Genomic DNA, 14686 nt, shown 5'->3' with positions numbered 1-14686 from the left:
TGACGCAGTTTGCCGCCGGGGATTATTCATTATCACCGTGCGGCATGTCTGAGTGTTACGGGCTTATCCCTCGCTCTCGCTACCTCCCAACCGGGCCAGGGTGGCCGCCCTGGCTGGCGTTAAAGGTATCCGTGGGGCGGGCAGTGACCAGTCGAACAAATGGCGCGCTGCCGCCGCACAAATCTTGCCCTGGCAAGCGCCCATACCACAGCGGCTGCTCAACTTGGCCGCCGTCCAGTCCGCGAATCCACTTAACTGATGCAGCGGCACATCCTCACAACGACACAATAGCGTTTCTGGTGTCGCCAGCGTTTTCAGCACCGGGTTAAGCACAAAGGTTCGCGCTACCGCGCCGGCAAATTGCCGCCACTTGTCACGTTGCGCCGTTAATGCCTGTACCTGCATCAGGTTGCCGGTGGCGGCATAACCGGCAATCGCCCCCTCAGCCAGCGCCAACTCGCTGCCGCCGATCCCGGTACATTCACCGGCAGCATAAACCTGCGGTTGACTGGTTTGCTGGTAAGGATCTACGTCAACCGCATCATTTTGGATACGGCACCCCAGCAACATCGCCAGTTCGATATTCGCCACCAGCCCAAACCCACAGGCCAGACGATCGCACTCTAAGGTTACTTCACGCCGCCCTTTTTGCATCCTGATCGCCGTCAGCCGCGGGCCACCTGACGCCTCCAACACGTAGCTGTCAGGACGATAATGCCGGTTAAGCAGGCTAAAGGATTGACGTAACTTCACCGGCCAACGCCACAATCCGCCGGCAAAAGCCGCCAGCCGAGCAGCGGGGGCCTGTTCCGCCAGCATCACCACTTCGCCACCGGCTTTAACCACGCTGGCGGCAACGGCCAGCAGCAATGGCCCACTCCCGGCAATCGCCACCCGCTCCCCTTTAATAGACAACCCCTGCTTAATCTGCGCCTGCAGCCCACCGGCACCGGTGACTCCGGGCAGGGTCCAGCCGGGAAACGGCAACAAAAGTTCACGGGCACCACAGCACAGGATCAACGCTTGATAATCCACAATCCCGCAGCCCGCCGCATCTTCATAGAGAATTTTCTGCGGCCCGCACTGGGCCACAATCTTCACGCCGTTAAGCAGCGCCACATTATTCAGCGCCCCTACCGCCTGTCGGAATTGCTGCGCCAGGCTCGGCAACGCCACGTTCGGCCCGTCACGCCAGATCTGCCCGCCGGGACGCAGGTTATCGTCAAGCACCAACACGGACTGGCCACTCTGCGCCGCCGCACGGGCTGCCGCCAACCCTGCCGGACCCGCACCAATAATCAGCACATCGCACGCGAGATCACTCATTTTCTGTCCTCTCAATACGCATTCCAGGCTGGCACAGAGTCTGACACGCCAGCCGCCGCAGGCCATTCACCGTCACCCGGCACTCCTGGCAAATGCCCATACCGCAAAACGCGGCGCGGGGTTGCCCCGTGACCGAGATGCGGCAGCTATCCAGCCCGCTCAGGCTGAGCACTGCGGCTACGCTAAGTCCTTCGGGTACGCAGAGACTTTCACCGTTGAGGGTCAACGTCAGCAGGTTTTGTTTCATACCGGCAACGCCTCCTTAGGGAACATTCGTGCAGCCAGATAAGGGGTATCGTCAATCGCCGGTCGATGATTATGGATCTGCGCGGCAATCAACGCGGCGCTGCCCAGCGCGGTGGTAACCCCCAGCCCCTCATGCCCCAATGCCAGCCATAACCAGCGATGCTGGGGATGTGGCCCGAGTAGCGGCAGACCGTCGTCGGAGGCGGCACGCAGGCCGGTCCAGCAGCGGATAATGTTCATCTGTGCCAGGGCAGGAAGAAAGGTGGTGGCGCGTGTCAGCATGGCGGCCAGTAACGGCATGTCGATAGTGCTGTCTGGGGCATCAAACTGGCGGGAGGAGCCAATCAACAGCTGACCGGTTGGACGAGCCTGAACGTTAAACGCCACCGAAGTCCCGTCGCTGGCGTGTGCGCTGGCACCATAACCCAACTCAACCAATTGGTGGTGCACCCGTTGCGGGTAGCGATCGGTGATCGCCAAATGCCCTTTTTTGGCACGCAACAAGGGTTGCCCCAGTAAGCTATCGTCCTGCAGACCACAGGCCAGCACCACCGCCGGTGCGGTTAAACGTTCGCCGCTCGCCAGCACCAGCGCCTGCTGTTCCAGCGCGACGGCTTCACCCACAATGACCCTGACCGAGGGTCCGGCGTCAGCCACTAACCAGCGGGCAACGTTGGGCGCATAAACAATGCCGTCCCCCGGCACGCGTAAACCACCGGCCAGACCGGGCCGCAGCATGGGTTCAAGAACAGCGACCTGCGCAGTGTTCAGCGTTTCGCTCGTCACACCGTACTCCGCCATGCGTTGCCGCTTCGCTTCGGCAACCGCCATTTCGTCGTCCCGCTCCGCCAGCCACAGCGTACCGCAGCCACGCCAGGCGCAGCCTTCCGGCAGACGCGCCACCAGGCTGCGCCAAAGTTGCAATGAATAGGCGCTTAAAGCCAGTTCGGCAGGATTATCGTCCATGCACACCAGGTGGCCCATACCGGCCGCCGTCGCCCCAGCACGCTGGTTGTCCACCAGCAAAACTTGTAATCCTTGCTGCGCCAGTCGCCAGGCGCAGGCAGCGCCGATAATGCCGGCCCCCACCACAATCGCATCCGCCCGCCTGCCGGCAATCATCAGCGGATCCCCCAAACGAAGGGATCGCGCTCATCCAGCAGCAGTTGGCTGTCGGCGCAAACGTAAGCTTGCCCACGAATAAACGGCGTCACGCGATCGCCACTGCGCTGGTAATAGCCGCTGAATCTACTGCCAATCACGCTCGCCTGGTGCCAAATCTCACCCGGCTGCAGTTTGCCATCGGCCGCCAGACAGGCCAGCTTGGCGCTGGTCCCGGTGCCGCAGGGCGAGCGATCGTAAGCCTTGCCGGGGCACAGCACAAAGTTGCGGCTGTCGGCCTGCGGGTCGGCGGCAAACAGCTCGATATGGTCGATAACGCCACCGTCTTCGCCATATATCCCTGCGCCCTCAAGCGCCTGACGTACCGCCCAGCTAAAGGCGGTCAGCGCATCCAGATTTTGCGTATTGATCGCCAGATGATGTTCGCCGATCAGAAAAAACCAGTTACCGCCCCAGGCAATATCGCCCACCACCGGCCCGTAGCCGTTGACCTCAACCCTGACCTGCCGGCGATAACGATAGGCCGGTACGTTTTCCACCGTCACGCTGCCATCCTGATGCAAAGTGGCGTTCACCGTGCCCACCGGAGTTTCGATCAGGTGCTCACCGACGCCGATTTTCCCCAGATAGGCCAGTGAGGCCACCAGACCGATGGTGCCATGGCCACACATGCCCAAATAGCCGCTGTTGTTGAAAAAAATCACCCCGGCGGCGGCCTGCGGTGAGCAGGGCTGGCACAGTAAGGCTCCCACCAGCACGTCGTTGCCGCGAGGCTCCAGAATGATGGCGCTGCGCCAGTCGTCATATTGTTGAGCAAACAGCGCCTTGCGTTCCGCCATACTGCCCGTGCCCAAATCGGGGAATCCTTCGACAATCAGTCGGGTGGGTTCCCCGGCGGTATGGGAATCGATCGCCCGCAGCGCGGTGAAGTGCGAAGAAAGTGCCATCGGAATCTCCTGGGTTAATGAAATGTTACCGATAGAGCTAGACTGACCGAATCTGCTGACGGCGGCTTGATGCATTTCGGCGTGGCAAATGCCGAAATCAGCACAATCCCCTGGGCAGGGTTTAGCCGGATCGAGACAACCCGGCGAGCAAAAGTATGCGGTGATCCGCATAATTGGCAGCTACGCTTGAAAAGTTATAAGAAAGTTAATATTGATGAGGCGCTTGCCAAACGGCCGGTCCGGCCACCTCAGATTCAGTGCCACCCAGTGGGAAAAGGTATTGCCATGCGATTAGCCCAGGATCATCAGCTTGTTACGGCCTCCCGGCCGGTTATCGAGGAGCCGGAACAGGACATTTTTGCCGTTGAACAACTGTCACGCTGGTGCGATGGCCTGGCACAACAGCGCCCGAACACCCTGCACGACCTGCTCAACTCTCTGGCTCTGATCGCCCCGCTACTCAATGCTATCCCCAACGTGGTGTTTTTTATCAAGGATCTGCAAGCGCGTTACCTGCTGGCCAACCTGACGTTGGCCAAGCGCTGCGGCTTTAAAACCGTCACGCCGCTGCTGGGAAAAACCTCGGCGGAGGTGTTTCCGGCCCAGCTTGGCTCGGGTTATACCGAACAGGATCTGCGAGTACTGCAGCAGGGAGCATTGATTCAGGACCAACTGGAAATGCACCTGTACAGTGGGCGAGAGACCGGCTGGTGCCTGACACAAAAACTGGCGCTCTATGACGTTCAGGGCAAGATCATCGGTATGGCCGGCATCTCGCACGATCTGCAGGAGGCCAAAGCAAACCATCCTGCCTATCAGCGACTGGCGGCGATCGACGTCTATATCCGTCAGCACTACGCCCGACCTATTGCCCTCGAGGAATTAACCGCCCTCACCGCCCTTTCCGTGGCGCAGATAGAGCGCTACTGCAAACGTATTTTCCACCTCACACCACGCCAGATGATCCACAAGGTGCGGCTGGAAAAAGCCACCGAACTGCTGGCAGGCGATTTACCCATAACCGACATCGCCCTGCAGTGCGGTTACACCGATCACAGCGCATTCAGCCGCCAATTCAAAGCCATGACCGGCTCCACGCCACGTGATTTCCGCATTAGCATCACGCCATAACACACTGATTTATTGCATAAAGAAGTTTATCTTTGGCGCTTTGACGGCCAGGTTTTTGCTTGCCTGATACTCTGCGCCACTGTGCCAATTTCGTCATGGCATTCGGAGAAAACCGTCAAGCCCCTGCGGACAATACAGGTCAATCTGTGATTGGATTTTACCAATAATTCACCATTGATTAACAAACTTGGACGACAGGATAAACACTATGAGCCATAAAGCCATTAGCTGGAGCGGCGTGTTCCCGGCGGTCAGCACTCAGTTTCGTAGCGATTTCTCTCTGGATCTCGATGCCACCCATACGGTGATAAAAAACCTGGTCAAAGACGGTGTTTCTGGCCTGGTGGTGTGTGGCACCGTGGGCGAAAACACCTCGATGACCGTTCAGGAAAAATTGTCGGTGATTGAAGTGGCACGCGATGCGGCACAAGGCAAAGTACCGGTGATTGCCGGAATTGCCGAATTCACTACGGCCTTTGCTCGCAACATGGCGCAAGAAGCGCAAAAGGTCGGCGTCGACGGCATCATGGTCATGCCTGCGCTGGTCTACTCCGCCAAACCCCATGAAACCGCCGCCCACTTTCGCAGCGTTGCCGGTGCCACCGATCTGCCGATCATGGTCTACAACAACCCGCCAATTTACAAAAACGATGTGACGCCCGACATCCTGACGTCCTTGGTTGATTGCGAAAATATCGTGTGCTTCAAAGACTCTTCCGGCGACACCCGCCGCTTTATCGATCTGCGTAACGAAGTGGGCGATCGCTTTGTGCTGTTCGCCGGGCTTGATGACGTGGTGCTGGAAAGTATCGCCGTCGGTGCCGAAGGCTGGATCTCCGGCATGTCCAACGCCTTCCCGCGTGAAGGGGAAACGCTGTTCCGTCTGGCGAAGCAAAAACGCTTTGAGGAAGCCCTGGCGCTGTATAGCTGGTTTATGCCGTTGCTGCATCTGGACGCTCGTCCGGACCTGGTGCAATGCATCAAGCTGTGTGAAGAGTTGGTCGGCCGCGGCAGCGCCATTACCCGTCCGCCGCGCCTGGCATTACAGGGCGATACCCTGGCAGAAGTCACCGCCGTGGTTAAAAAAGCGCTGGCAAATCGCCCTGAATTGCCGGACGTCGGCCTGTAATTGCCACTCTCGCCCGGCCGCCTGCCGGGCCTGAACACCAGCCAACCGGGGGAACCCATGTCCAACGCTTATACCATCCGTGGTCAACAGTTTATCGGCGGTCAACGCCGTGCCAGCGGTGAGGCCGAACTGGTCAGCCTGCGTGCCGATAACGGCCAGCCAACCGGCCACCGTTTTTTCTCGGCCAGCATCGCAGAAACCGCCGCCGCCGCCGATGCCGCCGCACAGGCGTTCACCGCCTATTCACAACTCAGTGCCGAACGGCGGGCTGACTTCCTTGAGGCGATTGCCGGGCAGTTGGATGCACTGGATGAGGAATTTTTTAACTACGCCATGCAGGAGACCGCTCTGCCATTAGCTCGTCTGAGCGGTGAACGCGCCAGAACCAGTGGCCAGATGCGGTTATTTGCCAGCCTGTTGCGCCGTGGTGATGTGCACGGCGTACGCATAGACTGCGCCTTGCCGCAGCGTACACCGCTGCCGCGTCCGGATCTGCGCCAATACCGCACGGCGCTCGGGCCGGTGGCAGTGTTTGGTGCCAGCAATTTCCCGTTGGCCTTCTCTACCGCAGGCGGTGATACCGCCGCTGCCCTGGCCGCAGGCTGCCCGGTGGTATTCAAGGCGCACAGCGGCCACATGATCACCGCCGAGCTGACCGCACAGGCGATTGAACGGGCCAGAGAGCAGCAACAGATCCCGGCCGGGGTATTCAACATGATTTACGGCGACCGCATCGGCGCGGAACTGGTACAGCACCCGGCCATTCAGGCGGTGGGCTTTACCGGTTCGCTGCGCGGCGGCAGAGCCTTGTTCGATCTGGCCATGCGCCGTCCGCAGCCGATCCCGGTCTTTGCCGAGATGTCGAGCATCAACCCGCTGATCATCATGCCGCAGGCCTTAGCCCAACGTGGGCAGCAGATCGCACGCGAGCTGGTGGCCTCATTCACTCTGGGTTGCGGCCAGTTCTGTACCAAGCCGGGGCTGATCATCGGCCAACGCGGTGAAGCATTCAGCCAGTTTATCGGTGAATTAACCGAGCGGGTGAACGCCGCCGCCCCGCAACCGATGCTCAATACCGGCACGCTGGCACATTACCGCAGCGGATTGGCAGCACTGGATCAGCACGACGGCATTCGCCATCTGGCCGGCAGCCGCGAGGAACACCCTTTTTTAGCCGCACCGCAACTGTATCAGGCCGATATCGGCTTACTGCTCAGCGGCAATCCCGTGCTGCAGGAGGAAGTGTTTGGCCCGGTAGCCATTTTGGCTGAGGTGGAAAATCACCAGCAACTGACCGCCGCACTGGAAAGCTTGCAAGGCCAACTGACCGCCACGCTGCTGACCGACCCAGAGGATCTGGCCGATGCCGAACCGCTGGCGCAGTTGCTGACCCGTAAGGCCGGTCGGGTGCTGTTCAATGGCTACCCAACCGGGGTCGAAGTGTGCGATGCCATGGTACACGGCGGCCCTTATCCGGCCACCAGCGATGCCCGTGGCAGCTCGGTCGGTACCCTGGCCATTGAACGCTTCCTGCGCCCGGTTTGTTTGCAAAATTACCCAGCCGCATTGTTGCCGCCAGCGTTACAAGACAGTAATCCACTGGGCCTGCTACGGCTGGTGAACGGTATTTACACCCGAGATCCGCTCCACTCACCTGCCAACAACTAGCCCGGCCGCATCTGCATGCCACCTAATAACAAAAGGGTAAACTCATGACAACCCAAGGCAAATTCAAGAAGCAGCTTACGCTCACCGATTTGACGTTTATCGGCCTGGGCGCAATCTTTGGTTCCGGCTGGCTGTTCGCCGCCAGCCACGTCTCCTCCATTGCCGGCCCCGCCGGCATTTACTCCTGGCTGATCGGCGGGTTGGCCGTGCTGCTGCTCGGCATTGTTTATTGCGAGCTGGGTGCTGCACTGCCCCGGGCCGGCGGCATTATCCGCTACCCGGTATTCTCCCACGGCGAACTGATGGGCTATCTGCTGGGGTTTATTACCCTGATCGCCTTCTCCAGCCTGATATCGATTGAGATCGTCGCGGCCCGCCAGTACGCCGCCGCCTGGTTTCCCTTTCTGAGCCAGCCCGGCTCCGGCAACCCAACGCTAATCGGTTGGCTGGTCCAGCTCCTGCTGCTGTGTTTTTTCTTCGCCCTGAATTACTACAGCGTCAAAACCTTTGCCAAATCCAACAATCTGATCAGCGTGATTAAATTTGTGGTACCGCTGCTGGTGATTGTGGTGCTGTTCAGCTTCTTCAAACCCGAAAACCTGCACAGCCAGGGGTTTGCGCCCTTTGGCTCCGCCGGGGTGGAAGCGGCCATTTCTGCCGGAGGAATTATCTTCGCCTATCTGGGCCTGACGCCGATTATCTCGGTCGCCAGCGAAGTGCAAAATCCGCAGCGTACCATTCCTGTCGCGCTGATCCTGTCGGTGGTGCTGTCCACCATCATTTATGTGCTGCTGCAGGTGGCCTTCCTCGGCAGTATTCCCAGTGAGATGCTGAGCGGCGGCTGGGCCGGTATCAGTCAGCAATTCTCACTGCCTTACCGTGATATCGCCATCACCCTGGGGATGGGCTGGCTGGCGTTTCTGGTGGTGAGCGATGCGATTATCTCACCGAGCGGCACCGGCAATATTTACATGAACGCCACCCCACGCGTGATATACGGCTGGGCTCGTGCAGGCACTTTCTTTAAGATCTTTACCCGCGTCGACGGTGAGTCCGGCATTCCGCGCCCTGCCCTGTGGCTGACCTTTGCGTTGTCGATCTTCTGGACGCTGCCCTTCCCCTCCTGGGAGAAGTTGATCGGCGTGGTTTCCGCCGCGCTGGTGCTGAGCTACGCCATTGCGCCGGTGACTGCTGCCGGTCTGCGCCGCAATGCGCCAGATCTGCCGCGCCCCTTCTTCGTGCGCGGCTTCTGCGTGCTCGGTCCGGTGTCATTTATCATTTCGGCGCTGATTGTCTATTGGTCCGGCTGGAACACCGTTTCCTGGCTGCTGGGCCTGCAGATCCTGATGTTCGTGGTCTATATCCTGTTCAAAAACAAGGTGCCAACCCACGCCGTCAGTCTGAAGCAACAGATTTGGTCGTCGCTGTGGCTGATAGCCTTCTATGCGCTGATTATTGTCGCGTCCTATCTCGGCAGCTTTGGTGGCATCAACGCTATTGGTCACCCGTGGGACACCCTCACGGTGGCGGTCATTGCATTGGCAATCTATTACTGGGGCGCCTATACCTGTTTACCTCAGGCAAATTTTGCCGGTGATGAGGAAGAGTAACCGTAAAGGAGATATGTAATGACGCAAACCCAGAGTCTGACGCTGAAAGAAGCCTATGAACTAGCATTGCGCGCATTGCGCAGCAACGGTTTCAGTGCCGAACATGCCGATGCCGTCGCGCAGAATGTGACGGCCGGTGAACGCGACGGCTGCGCCTCGCATGGTTTGTATCGGGTACTTGGCTGCGTGCGTTCGCTGCTGGCCGGCAAGGTATCCGCCGAGGCACTCCCGACGATTATCGATCAAGCCCCGGCTATCTTGCGGGTGGATGCTCACGATGCTTTTTCGCTGCTGGCCTACCGTACCGCGCTGCCGGCGTTTATCGATAAGGTGCGCGCCAACGGCATCGCTGCACTGGCGATTAATCACTGTGTGCATTACTCGGCGCTGTGGGCCGATATCGAACCCCTGACCGATCGGGGTCTGGTGGCACTGGCCTGTACCCCCAGCCATGCCTGGGTCACGCCGGCAGGAGGAACCCGGCCGCTGTTTGGTACCAATCCGATTGCCTTCGGCTGGCCGCGCCCGCAGCGCCCGCCCTTTATTTTCGATATGGCCACCAGCGCGGCGGCACGCGGTGAAATCGAGCTGCATCGCCGCGCCGGTACGCCGCTGCCGCCGGGCTGGGGTATCGATCAACAAGGGGAGCCTTCTACCGATGCGGCCAGCGTGTTGCAGGGGGCGATGCTGACCTTTGGCGGGCATAAGGGTTCAGCGCTGGCGGCGATGGTGGAGCTGATCGCCGGGCCGTTGATTGGCGATATGACCAGTAAGGAGTCGCTGGCCTACGATCGGCAGACCGGCTCCTCCCCTTACGGCGGCGAGCTGATTATCGCGATGGATCCCGATCGTTTTCTGGGGGCGGACAAGGCGACGCATTTAGCCAGGGCAGAAACCTTATTCGCGGATATGAAAGAGCAAGGGGCGCGTATTCCGGGGGAACGGCGTTTTGAGCGTCGACAGTACAGTGAGCAGCACGGCATTAGCTTGCCGCAGACACTGTATGACGAGATTGTGGCGCTCTGCCGCTGAATGAGACAGGCCCGCAGTTCAATACTGCGGGCCTGATTTGAAAAGATTACCTGACCACCATCACAGAGATATTGGCGTGGCGCACAATGGCCGCCGCGTTGGAACCCAACAGGTAGGTTTTTACACTCGGGCGACGCGAGCCGATGATGATCAGATCGGCTCCGATCTCATCCGCCAGCTGCAGTACCTCATCGCGCGGTGAACCAAAGCTGATGGTGTAATCCAGACGATCCAGGGGAATGTCGATTTCCGACATGATCTTCTTGAGCTTATCTACCGCTTTGACTTCCGCCTGATTCTCAAATTCCTTGATACCGAAAGAATAAGCGGTAACGAATGCCGAAGCATCCGGCAGCGCATGGAAGAAATGCACTTTGGCACCGGATATTTTCGCCAGGTACTCAACATGCTCCAGCGCATGCTCGGTCAACAGATCTTCTTCAATATCTATCGGCACTAATATCGTCTTGTACATATCACATCCCTTCTATGTAACCTTGGTAGCTACAGGGTACTGCCGGGAAGGATAAGGGTGAAACGCTTTCTCGCGCTTTTGTGATCGGCGGTGAATACTGGTTAGGATAATTCTTTAATTAACAAAATATAAACATCACATTTCTAACGGCTAGCCGATTAACTATTTCAAACCGGGTTAAATAAGCTGTAAATACACCGCCTTCGCCGTGGCGGCGGTTTTATTGGCCACCGACAGCTTCTTAATCGAATTGCCAATGTGGAAATTCACCGTCCGCTCACTCAGCCCCATTAGCAGAGCGGTCTCTTCCGAGGTTTTACCTTCGCTGCACCAGCGCAAAATATCTTTTTCGCGCAGCGTCAGCACATCTTTGATTGCCTCGTCGTTCACCGAGATTAATGCTTCACGCAGCGTTTTATGAACCATCTGCGCCAACCACAGGAAAAAGGTTTCGTTACGTGCGCTGGCCTGTGGTGACTGAACGGGAATGCTTTTTCCGGCAAAGGTGAGAATACCCAGTCGGCCATAGCAATCCTTGACCGACTGCGACCAGCCTTCGCGAATACCAAACTGGGCCATACGCCACCACAGCTCTGGCTTGTCCTGGTAGAAATGTTCGTCCCAATAAAATTGCAGCGTAGAGTGGTGGGCCTGCTCAATCACCGGATCCTGCAGGTAGACCCGCAGCTTGCGATAGTCCTCCAGGTAACACTCGGGGAAATTGCCCTCTATCAGCATTTTGGGTCGGCTGGCCGGGTAGCAGGAAAAGACCGTGTAAGAAAAGTATTCAAAACCCAAAGCCTGGGCACAGGGTGCCAGCTGGCTTAAAAAAACCTCGCGGTCTGGCTGACTGGTCAGTAAGGCATCCATCAAAGGCTGAAGGTGGGTGTCCATAAAACAGGTTCTCCAGAAGGCCACACCGGGTTATCGATAAGTAAGGTTAACTATAGTGGAGGGCCCGGAGCGGCAACAGCCGTTTCATAGTATAAAAAGTACCATGCCTATATCAAAAACAGCTATGCCTGCTCGGATATTAATAAATAACGCCTTTAAATGGCATTAATAGCGGAAATTACGCGAATAACATAAAGCCGATTTATTGTAAACCTGTCACTTCTACCGTTAGACACTGGCAGCTATGCCCATTACCTTCGCCATAGGCACCTGGTGCTTTTTAAATCCAAATAAATTATAAGCATTTGCGAATTTCGCAAGGCAGAAAAATACTCACGGGGATTTTTATGGCAGAGAATAATTCGGCAATCCATTCGGTCGCTGTTATTGGTGCCGGGACCATGGGCAGAGGTATTGCCTATCTTCTGGCGCAAAACGGCATACGAACCCTGCTTTATAATCGTAGCGGTAATAATCTGAATCAGGCCAGGGACTATATTATTCGTGACCTGGATAAGAAAATAGATGGCGGAAAAATAAGCCCGCAGAAAAAAGGCGAGATATTGGCCAATCTGGTTTTCTCTCCCATTTTCGAGGCTATTGCCGACAGCGATCTGGTGATTGAAACCATCGCGGAACATGAGGCAACCAAGCATGAGATCCTCGCGGCGATTGCGGCCACGGTGAAAAAAGAGGCGATTATCGCCACCAATACCTCCTCGCTGTCATTGAATAAGCTGGCCGCAGGCGTCGAAAATAACGCCCGGTTTATCGGCCTGCACTTCTTCAATCCGGCCCCGCTGATGAAACTGATCGAAATTATTCCGTCTTACTTTACCAGCCGGGCCACCAGCCTGCGTTGCCAGCAGTTGGTGACGGCGATAGGCAAACAGTTTGTGGTCTGCAAAGCCACGCCGGGCTTTATCGTCAACCGGATGGCCCGACCTTTCTATCTGGAAGGGTTTCGGCTGTTGGAAGAGAACGTGGCTCTGGCGCCGCAGATCGACCGCGCACTCAAGGCCGGTGGCCACTTCCGCATGGGACCTTTAGAGCTGACCGATTTTATCGGCCAGGATATTAACTATCAGGTCAGCAGCCAGATTTGGCAGGACATGCAGTACGATCCCCGCTATACCCCCGGTCATTTGCAACGTTCGCTGGTGGATGCCGGGCTGCTGGGGAAGAAAAACGGCCGATCCTTTTTTACCCCCTCTTCCGCCGAACCCAGCTCCGCCGACGCAGGCAGCGGCACGCCGACCTCACTGAATTTTTATGGTGAACATCCCCTGTTCGACCTATTGCAACAGCGCGCTTTGGCGCTCTGGCCAAGGGTGCAGATTAATCGCCAATCGGAACAGCCAACGCTGGGCCGCTTTATCCGGGTGAATGACGCAATGGCCATCAAAATCACCGATGGCCGCACCGCCAATCTGCTGGCTGAATTGACCGAACTCGATACCTTCGTGATCGACGCCGCGCTCAACTACGCCGATACCGCCTATTTGGCGGCAGCCCACAGCCAGGATGCCAGCGCGGCCAATAAAGCGCTGTTTCTGACGCTGCTGCAAACGTTGATCCCGCAGGTGGAGTTTATTAAAGACTCCCCGGGCCTGATTGTCGCCCGCGTCCTGAGCAGCCTGATCAATGAGTCGGTGATTATGGTGGAGAGCGGTGTTTGCAGCCGGGCGGATATCGATATCGCCGCGGTGGCCGGCGTTAACTATGCCGATGGCATCTTTAGCTGGCTGGCACAGCTTGGGCAAAAAAACGTGAAGTCGACGCTGGACAATATGGCGCAACTGCTGCATTCCGCCCGCTATTACCCGCATTACTCTTTGCTCAATACCCCCCGGCCAGAGCTGGCCGTCGCGCCCTAAGGAAAAATGATGACGATTAAAGACGATGGAGTCTATCTGATCGACGGCACGCGCACGGCTATTGGCGCCTATGGCGGTAGCCTGGCGTTAACTCGTCCGGACGATATGGCGGCCTCGATTATCCGGGCGCTGCTGCAACGACATCCTGAAACCGAAGCGGATATTGATGAGGTGATCCTCGGCTGCGCCAATCAGGCCGGAGAAGACAACCGTAACGTGGCCCGGATGGCCGCGCTGCTCTCCGGTCTGGATCAGGGGGTGCCGGCGATTACCCTTAACCGTTTGTGTGCTTCCGGGCTGGATGCGGTGATCTACGCCAGCGCAAAAATAAAAAGCGGCCTCAGCGATCTGGTATTGGCCGGGGGTGTGGAAAGCATGAGCCGCGCGCCCTACGTGATGGGCAAAAGTGAAACGCCTTTCGACAAGGGGGTCAAACTCTACGACACCACCCTGGGCTGGCGTTTTATCAATCCGCAGTTGGCACAGCGCTATGGTAGCGATCCACTGGGCATAACGGCGGAGAACGTCGCGCAGCAGTACCGGATATCCCGCGACGATCAGGATGCTTTTGCCCTGGCCTCGCAGCAGAAGGCCTGGCGGGCGATCGAAAATGGCCGCCTGGCCAGGGAAATAACGCCGCTCGAGGTCCAGGCCGACCGTAAAACCCGTAAAACCTTCGAACAGGATGAGTTCCCGCGTCAGACCACGATGCAAAAATTGCAGGCGCTGAAACCGGCCTTTACCCCCGACGGCTCGGTCACCGCCGGCAACGCCTCCGGCATCAATGACGGTGCTGCGGTGCTGTTGCTGGCCAGCGGCCGCTATGTGAAACGCAAGTCGCTGCAGCCGCTGGCGGAGATAGGTGACAGCGCCAGCGCCGGCGTCGCCCCTTCGCTGATGGGAATTGGCCCGGTCGCCGCCACCGATCGGCTGTTGGCGCGGTCCGGCTTTACCCTGAACGATTTTGACGTGATTGAAATTAATGAGGCGTTTGCCGCCCAGGTGCTGGCGACGCTGCAAAGCTGGCGTATCGACTTCAAGGATACGCGGGTCAATCCCAACGGCGGAGCCATCGCCCTTGGGCATCCGCTGGGCATGTCCGGCGCGCGACTGGTGCTTTCCAGCGCGCTGGAGCTGCATACCCGGCACTTAAACCATGCGCTGGTGACAATGTGTGTCGGTGTCGGCCAGGGTGTTTCATTGGTCATTAAAGCCCTCTAATGCAAGGA

General features: G+C 58.0%; 13 protein-coding genes. 7 read left to right on the top strand and 6 right to left on the bottom strand.

Annotated features, from left to right (window positions below):
* Positions 1 to 63: 63 nt before the first annotated feature.
* The 4 genes from ACNT1W_RS11295 to ACNT1W_RS11280 are packed head-to-tail and all read right to left on the bottom strand — an operon-like array spanning position 64 to position 3641.
* Positions 64 to 1326, bottom strand: a complete 1263-nt coding sequence (locus tag ACNT1W_RS11295; protein WP_419246786.1) for an FAD-dependent oxidoreductase — start codon at positions 1324 to 1326, stop codon at positions 64 to 66.
* Positions 1319 to 1573 (bottom strand): (2Fe-2S)-binding protein, encoded by a 255-nt coding sequence (locus ACNT1W_RS11290; RefSeq protein WP_012006267.1) that lies wholly within the window; start codon positions 1571 to 1573, stop codon positions 1319 to 1321. The genes ACNT1W_RS11295 and ACNT1W_RS11290 overlap by 8 nt, the downstream gene beginning before the upstream one ends.
* Positions 1570 to 2694, bottom strand: a complete 1125-nt coding sequence (locus ACNT1W_RS11285; protein ID WP_419246785.1) for an NAD(P)/FAD-dependent oxidoreductase — start codon at positions 2692 to 2694, stop codon at positions 1570 to 1572. Before ACNT1W_RS11285 ends, ACNT1W_RS11290 begins: the two co-directional genes overlap by 4 nt.
* Positions 2694 to 3641, bottom strand: coding sequence for a 4-hydroxyproline epimerase (locus tag ACNT1W_RS11280; RefSeq protein ID WP_012006265.1), 948 nt, complete (start codon positions 3639 to 3641; stop codon positions 2694 to 2696). Before ACNT1W_RS11280 ends, ACNT1W_RS11285 begins: the two co-directional genes overlap by 1 nt.
* 285 nt (positions 3642 to 3926) lie before the next feature.
* Here ACNT1W_RS11280 and ACNT1W_RS11275 point away from each other — a divergent pair, with 285 nt between their 5' ends.
* From ACNT1W_RS11275 to ACNT1W_RS11255, 5 genes are all read left to right on the top strand, one after another.
* Positions 3927 to 4772: an AraC family transcriptional regulator gene (locus tag ACNT1W_RS11275; RefSeq protein ID WP_259188496.1), complete on the top strand. Its 846-nt coding sequence runs from the start codon at positions 3927 to 3929 to the stop codon at positions 4770 to 4772.
* A 208-nt stretch (positions 4773 to 4980) separates the two neighbouring features.
* Positions 4981 to 5901: a dihydrodipicolinate synthase family protein gene (locus ACNT1W_RS11270; protein WP_017892368.1), complete on the top strand. Its 921-nt coding sequence runs from the start codon at positions 4981 to 4983 to the stop codon at positions 5899 to 5901.
* A 57-nt stretch (positions 5902 to 5958) separates the two neighbouring features.
* Entirely contained in the window at positions 5959 to 7569 is a 1611-nt protein-coding gene (locus ACNT1W_RS11265; protein ID WP_419246784.1) for an aldehyde dehydrogenase (NADP(+)), read from the top strand.
* 44 nt (positions 7570 to 7613) lie between these two features.
* The gene (locus ACNT1W_RS11260; protein ID WP_012006261.1) at positions 7614 to 9179 is read left to right on the top strand and encodes an APC family permease; all 1566 of its coding nucleotides are present in this window, start codon (positions 7614 to 7616) and stop codon (positions 9177 to 9179) included.
* Positions 9180 to 9197: 18 nt separating this feature from the next.
* Positions 9198 to 10211, top strand: a complete 1014-nt coding sequence (locus ACNT1W_RS11255) for an Ldh family oxidoreductase (RefSeq protein ID WP_419246783.1) — start codon at positions 9198 to 9200, stop codon at positions 10209 to 10211.
* Between the two features lie 46 nt (positions 10212 to 10257).
* Here the strand turns inward: ACNT1W_RS11255 and ACNT1W_RS11250 are convergent, their stop codons facing one another.
* Entirely contained in the window at positions 10258 to 10686 is a 429-nt protein-coding gene (locus ACNT1W_RS11250) for a universal stress protein (RefSeq protein WP_012006259.1), read from the bottom strand.
* A gap of 177 nt (positions 10687 to 10863) precedes the next feature.
* On the bottom strand, positions 10864 to 11580 hold the full coding sequence (locus ACNT1W_RS11245) for an autoinducer binding domain-containing protein (protein WP_112362741.1): 717 nt from the start codon (positions 11578 to 11580) through the stop codon (positions 10864 to 10866).
* A gap of 347 nt (positions 11581 to 11927) precedes the next feature.
* Between ACNT1W_RS11245 and ACNT1W_RS11240 the strand changes: the two genes are divergently transcribed.
* Together ACNT1W_RS11240 and ACNT1W_RS11235 are read left to right on the top strand one after the other, a co-directional pair.
* Positions 11928 to 13457, top strand: coding sequence for a 3-hydroxyacyl-CoA dehydrogenase NAD-binding domain-containing protein (locus tag ACNT1W_RS11240; RefSeq protein WP_012006257.1), 1530 nt, complete (start codon positions 11928 to 11930; stop codon positions 13455 to 13457).
* Between the two features lie 9 nt (positions 13458 to 13466).
* Complete coding sequence (locus ACNT1W_RS11235; RefSeq protein WP_419246867.1) at positions 13467 to 14678, top strand: acetyl-CoA C-acyltransferase; 1212 nt, start codon at positions 13467 to 13469, stop codon at positions 14676 to 14678.
* Positions 14679 to 14686: the final 8 nt, after the last annotated feature.

It is taken from the genome of Serratia sp. NFX21, assembly GCF_048517035.1.
Taxonomy (GTDB): Bacteria; Pseudomonadota; Gammaproteobacteria; order Enterobacterales; family Enterobacteriaceae; genus Serratia; species Serratia quinivorans.
Note: the sequence above shows the minus strand (reverse complement) of the source record. Positions and strands in the feature narration are given on the sequence as shown.

Coding starts and splice junctions, on each gene's coding strand:
- ACNT1W_RS11280 (WP_012006265.1), bottom strand. CDS start 3,641: ATGGCACTTTCTTCGCACTTCACCGCGCTGCGGGCGATCGATTCCCAT.
- ACNT1W_RS11270 (WP_017892368.1), top strand. CDS start 4,981: ATGAGCCATAAAGCCATTAGCTGGAGCGGCGTGTTCCCGGCGGTCAGC.
- ACNT1W_RS11295 (WP_419246786.1), bottom strand. CDS start 1,326: ATGAGTGATCTCGCGTGCGATGTGCTGATTATTGGTGCGGGTCCGGCA.
- ACNT1W_RS11255 (WP_419246783.1), top strand. CDS start 9,198: ATGACGCAAACCCAGAGTCTGACGCTGAAAGAAGCCTATGAACTAGCA.
- ACNT1W_RS11235 (WP_419246867.1), top strand. CDS start 13,467: ATGACGATTAAAGACGATGGAGTCTATCTGATCGACGGCACGCGCACG.
- ACNT1W_RS11245 (WP_112362741.1), bottom strand. CDS start 11,580: ATGGACACCCACCTTCAGCCTTTGATGGATGCCTTACTGACCAGTCAG.
- ACNT1W_RS11250 (WP_012006259.1), bottom strand. CDS start 10,686: ATGTACAAGACGATATTAGTGCCGATAGATATTGAAGAAGATCTGTTG.
- ACNT1W_RS11275 (WP_259188496.1), top strand. CDS start 3,927: ATGCGATTAGCCCAGGATCATCAGCTTGTTACGGCCTCCCGGCCGGTT.
- ACNT1W_RS11290 (WP_012006267.1), bottom strand. CDS start 1,573: ATGAAACAAAACCTGCTGACGTTGACCCTCAACGGTGAAAGTCTCTGC.
- ACNT1W_RS11260 (WP_012006261.1), top strand. CDS start 7,614: ATGACAACCCAAGGCAAATTCAAGAAGCAGCTTACGCTCACCGATTTG.
- ACNT1W_RS11285 (WP_419246785.1), bottom strand. CDS start 2,694: ATGATTGCCGGCAGGCGGGCGGATGCGATTGTGGTGGGGGCCGGCATT.
- ACNT1W_RS11265 (WP_419246784.1), top strand. CDS start 5,959: ATGTCCAACGCTTATACCATCCGTGGTCAACAGTTTATCGGCGGTCAA.
- ACNT1W_RS11240 (WP_012006257.1), top strand. CDS start 11,928: ATGGCAGAGAATAATTCGGCAATCCATTCGGTCGCTGTTATTGGTGCC.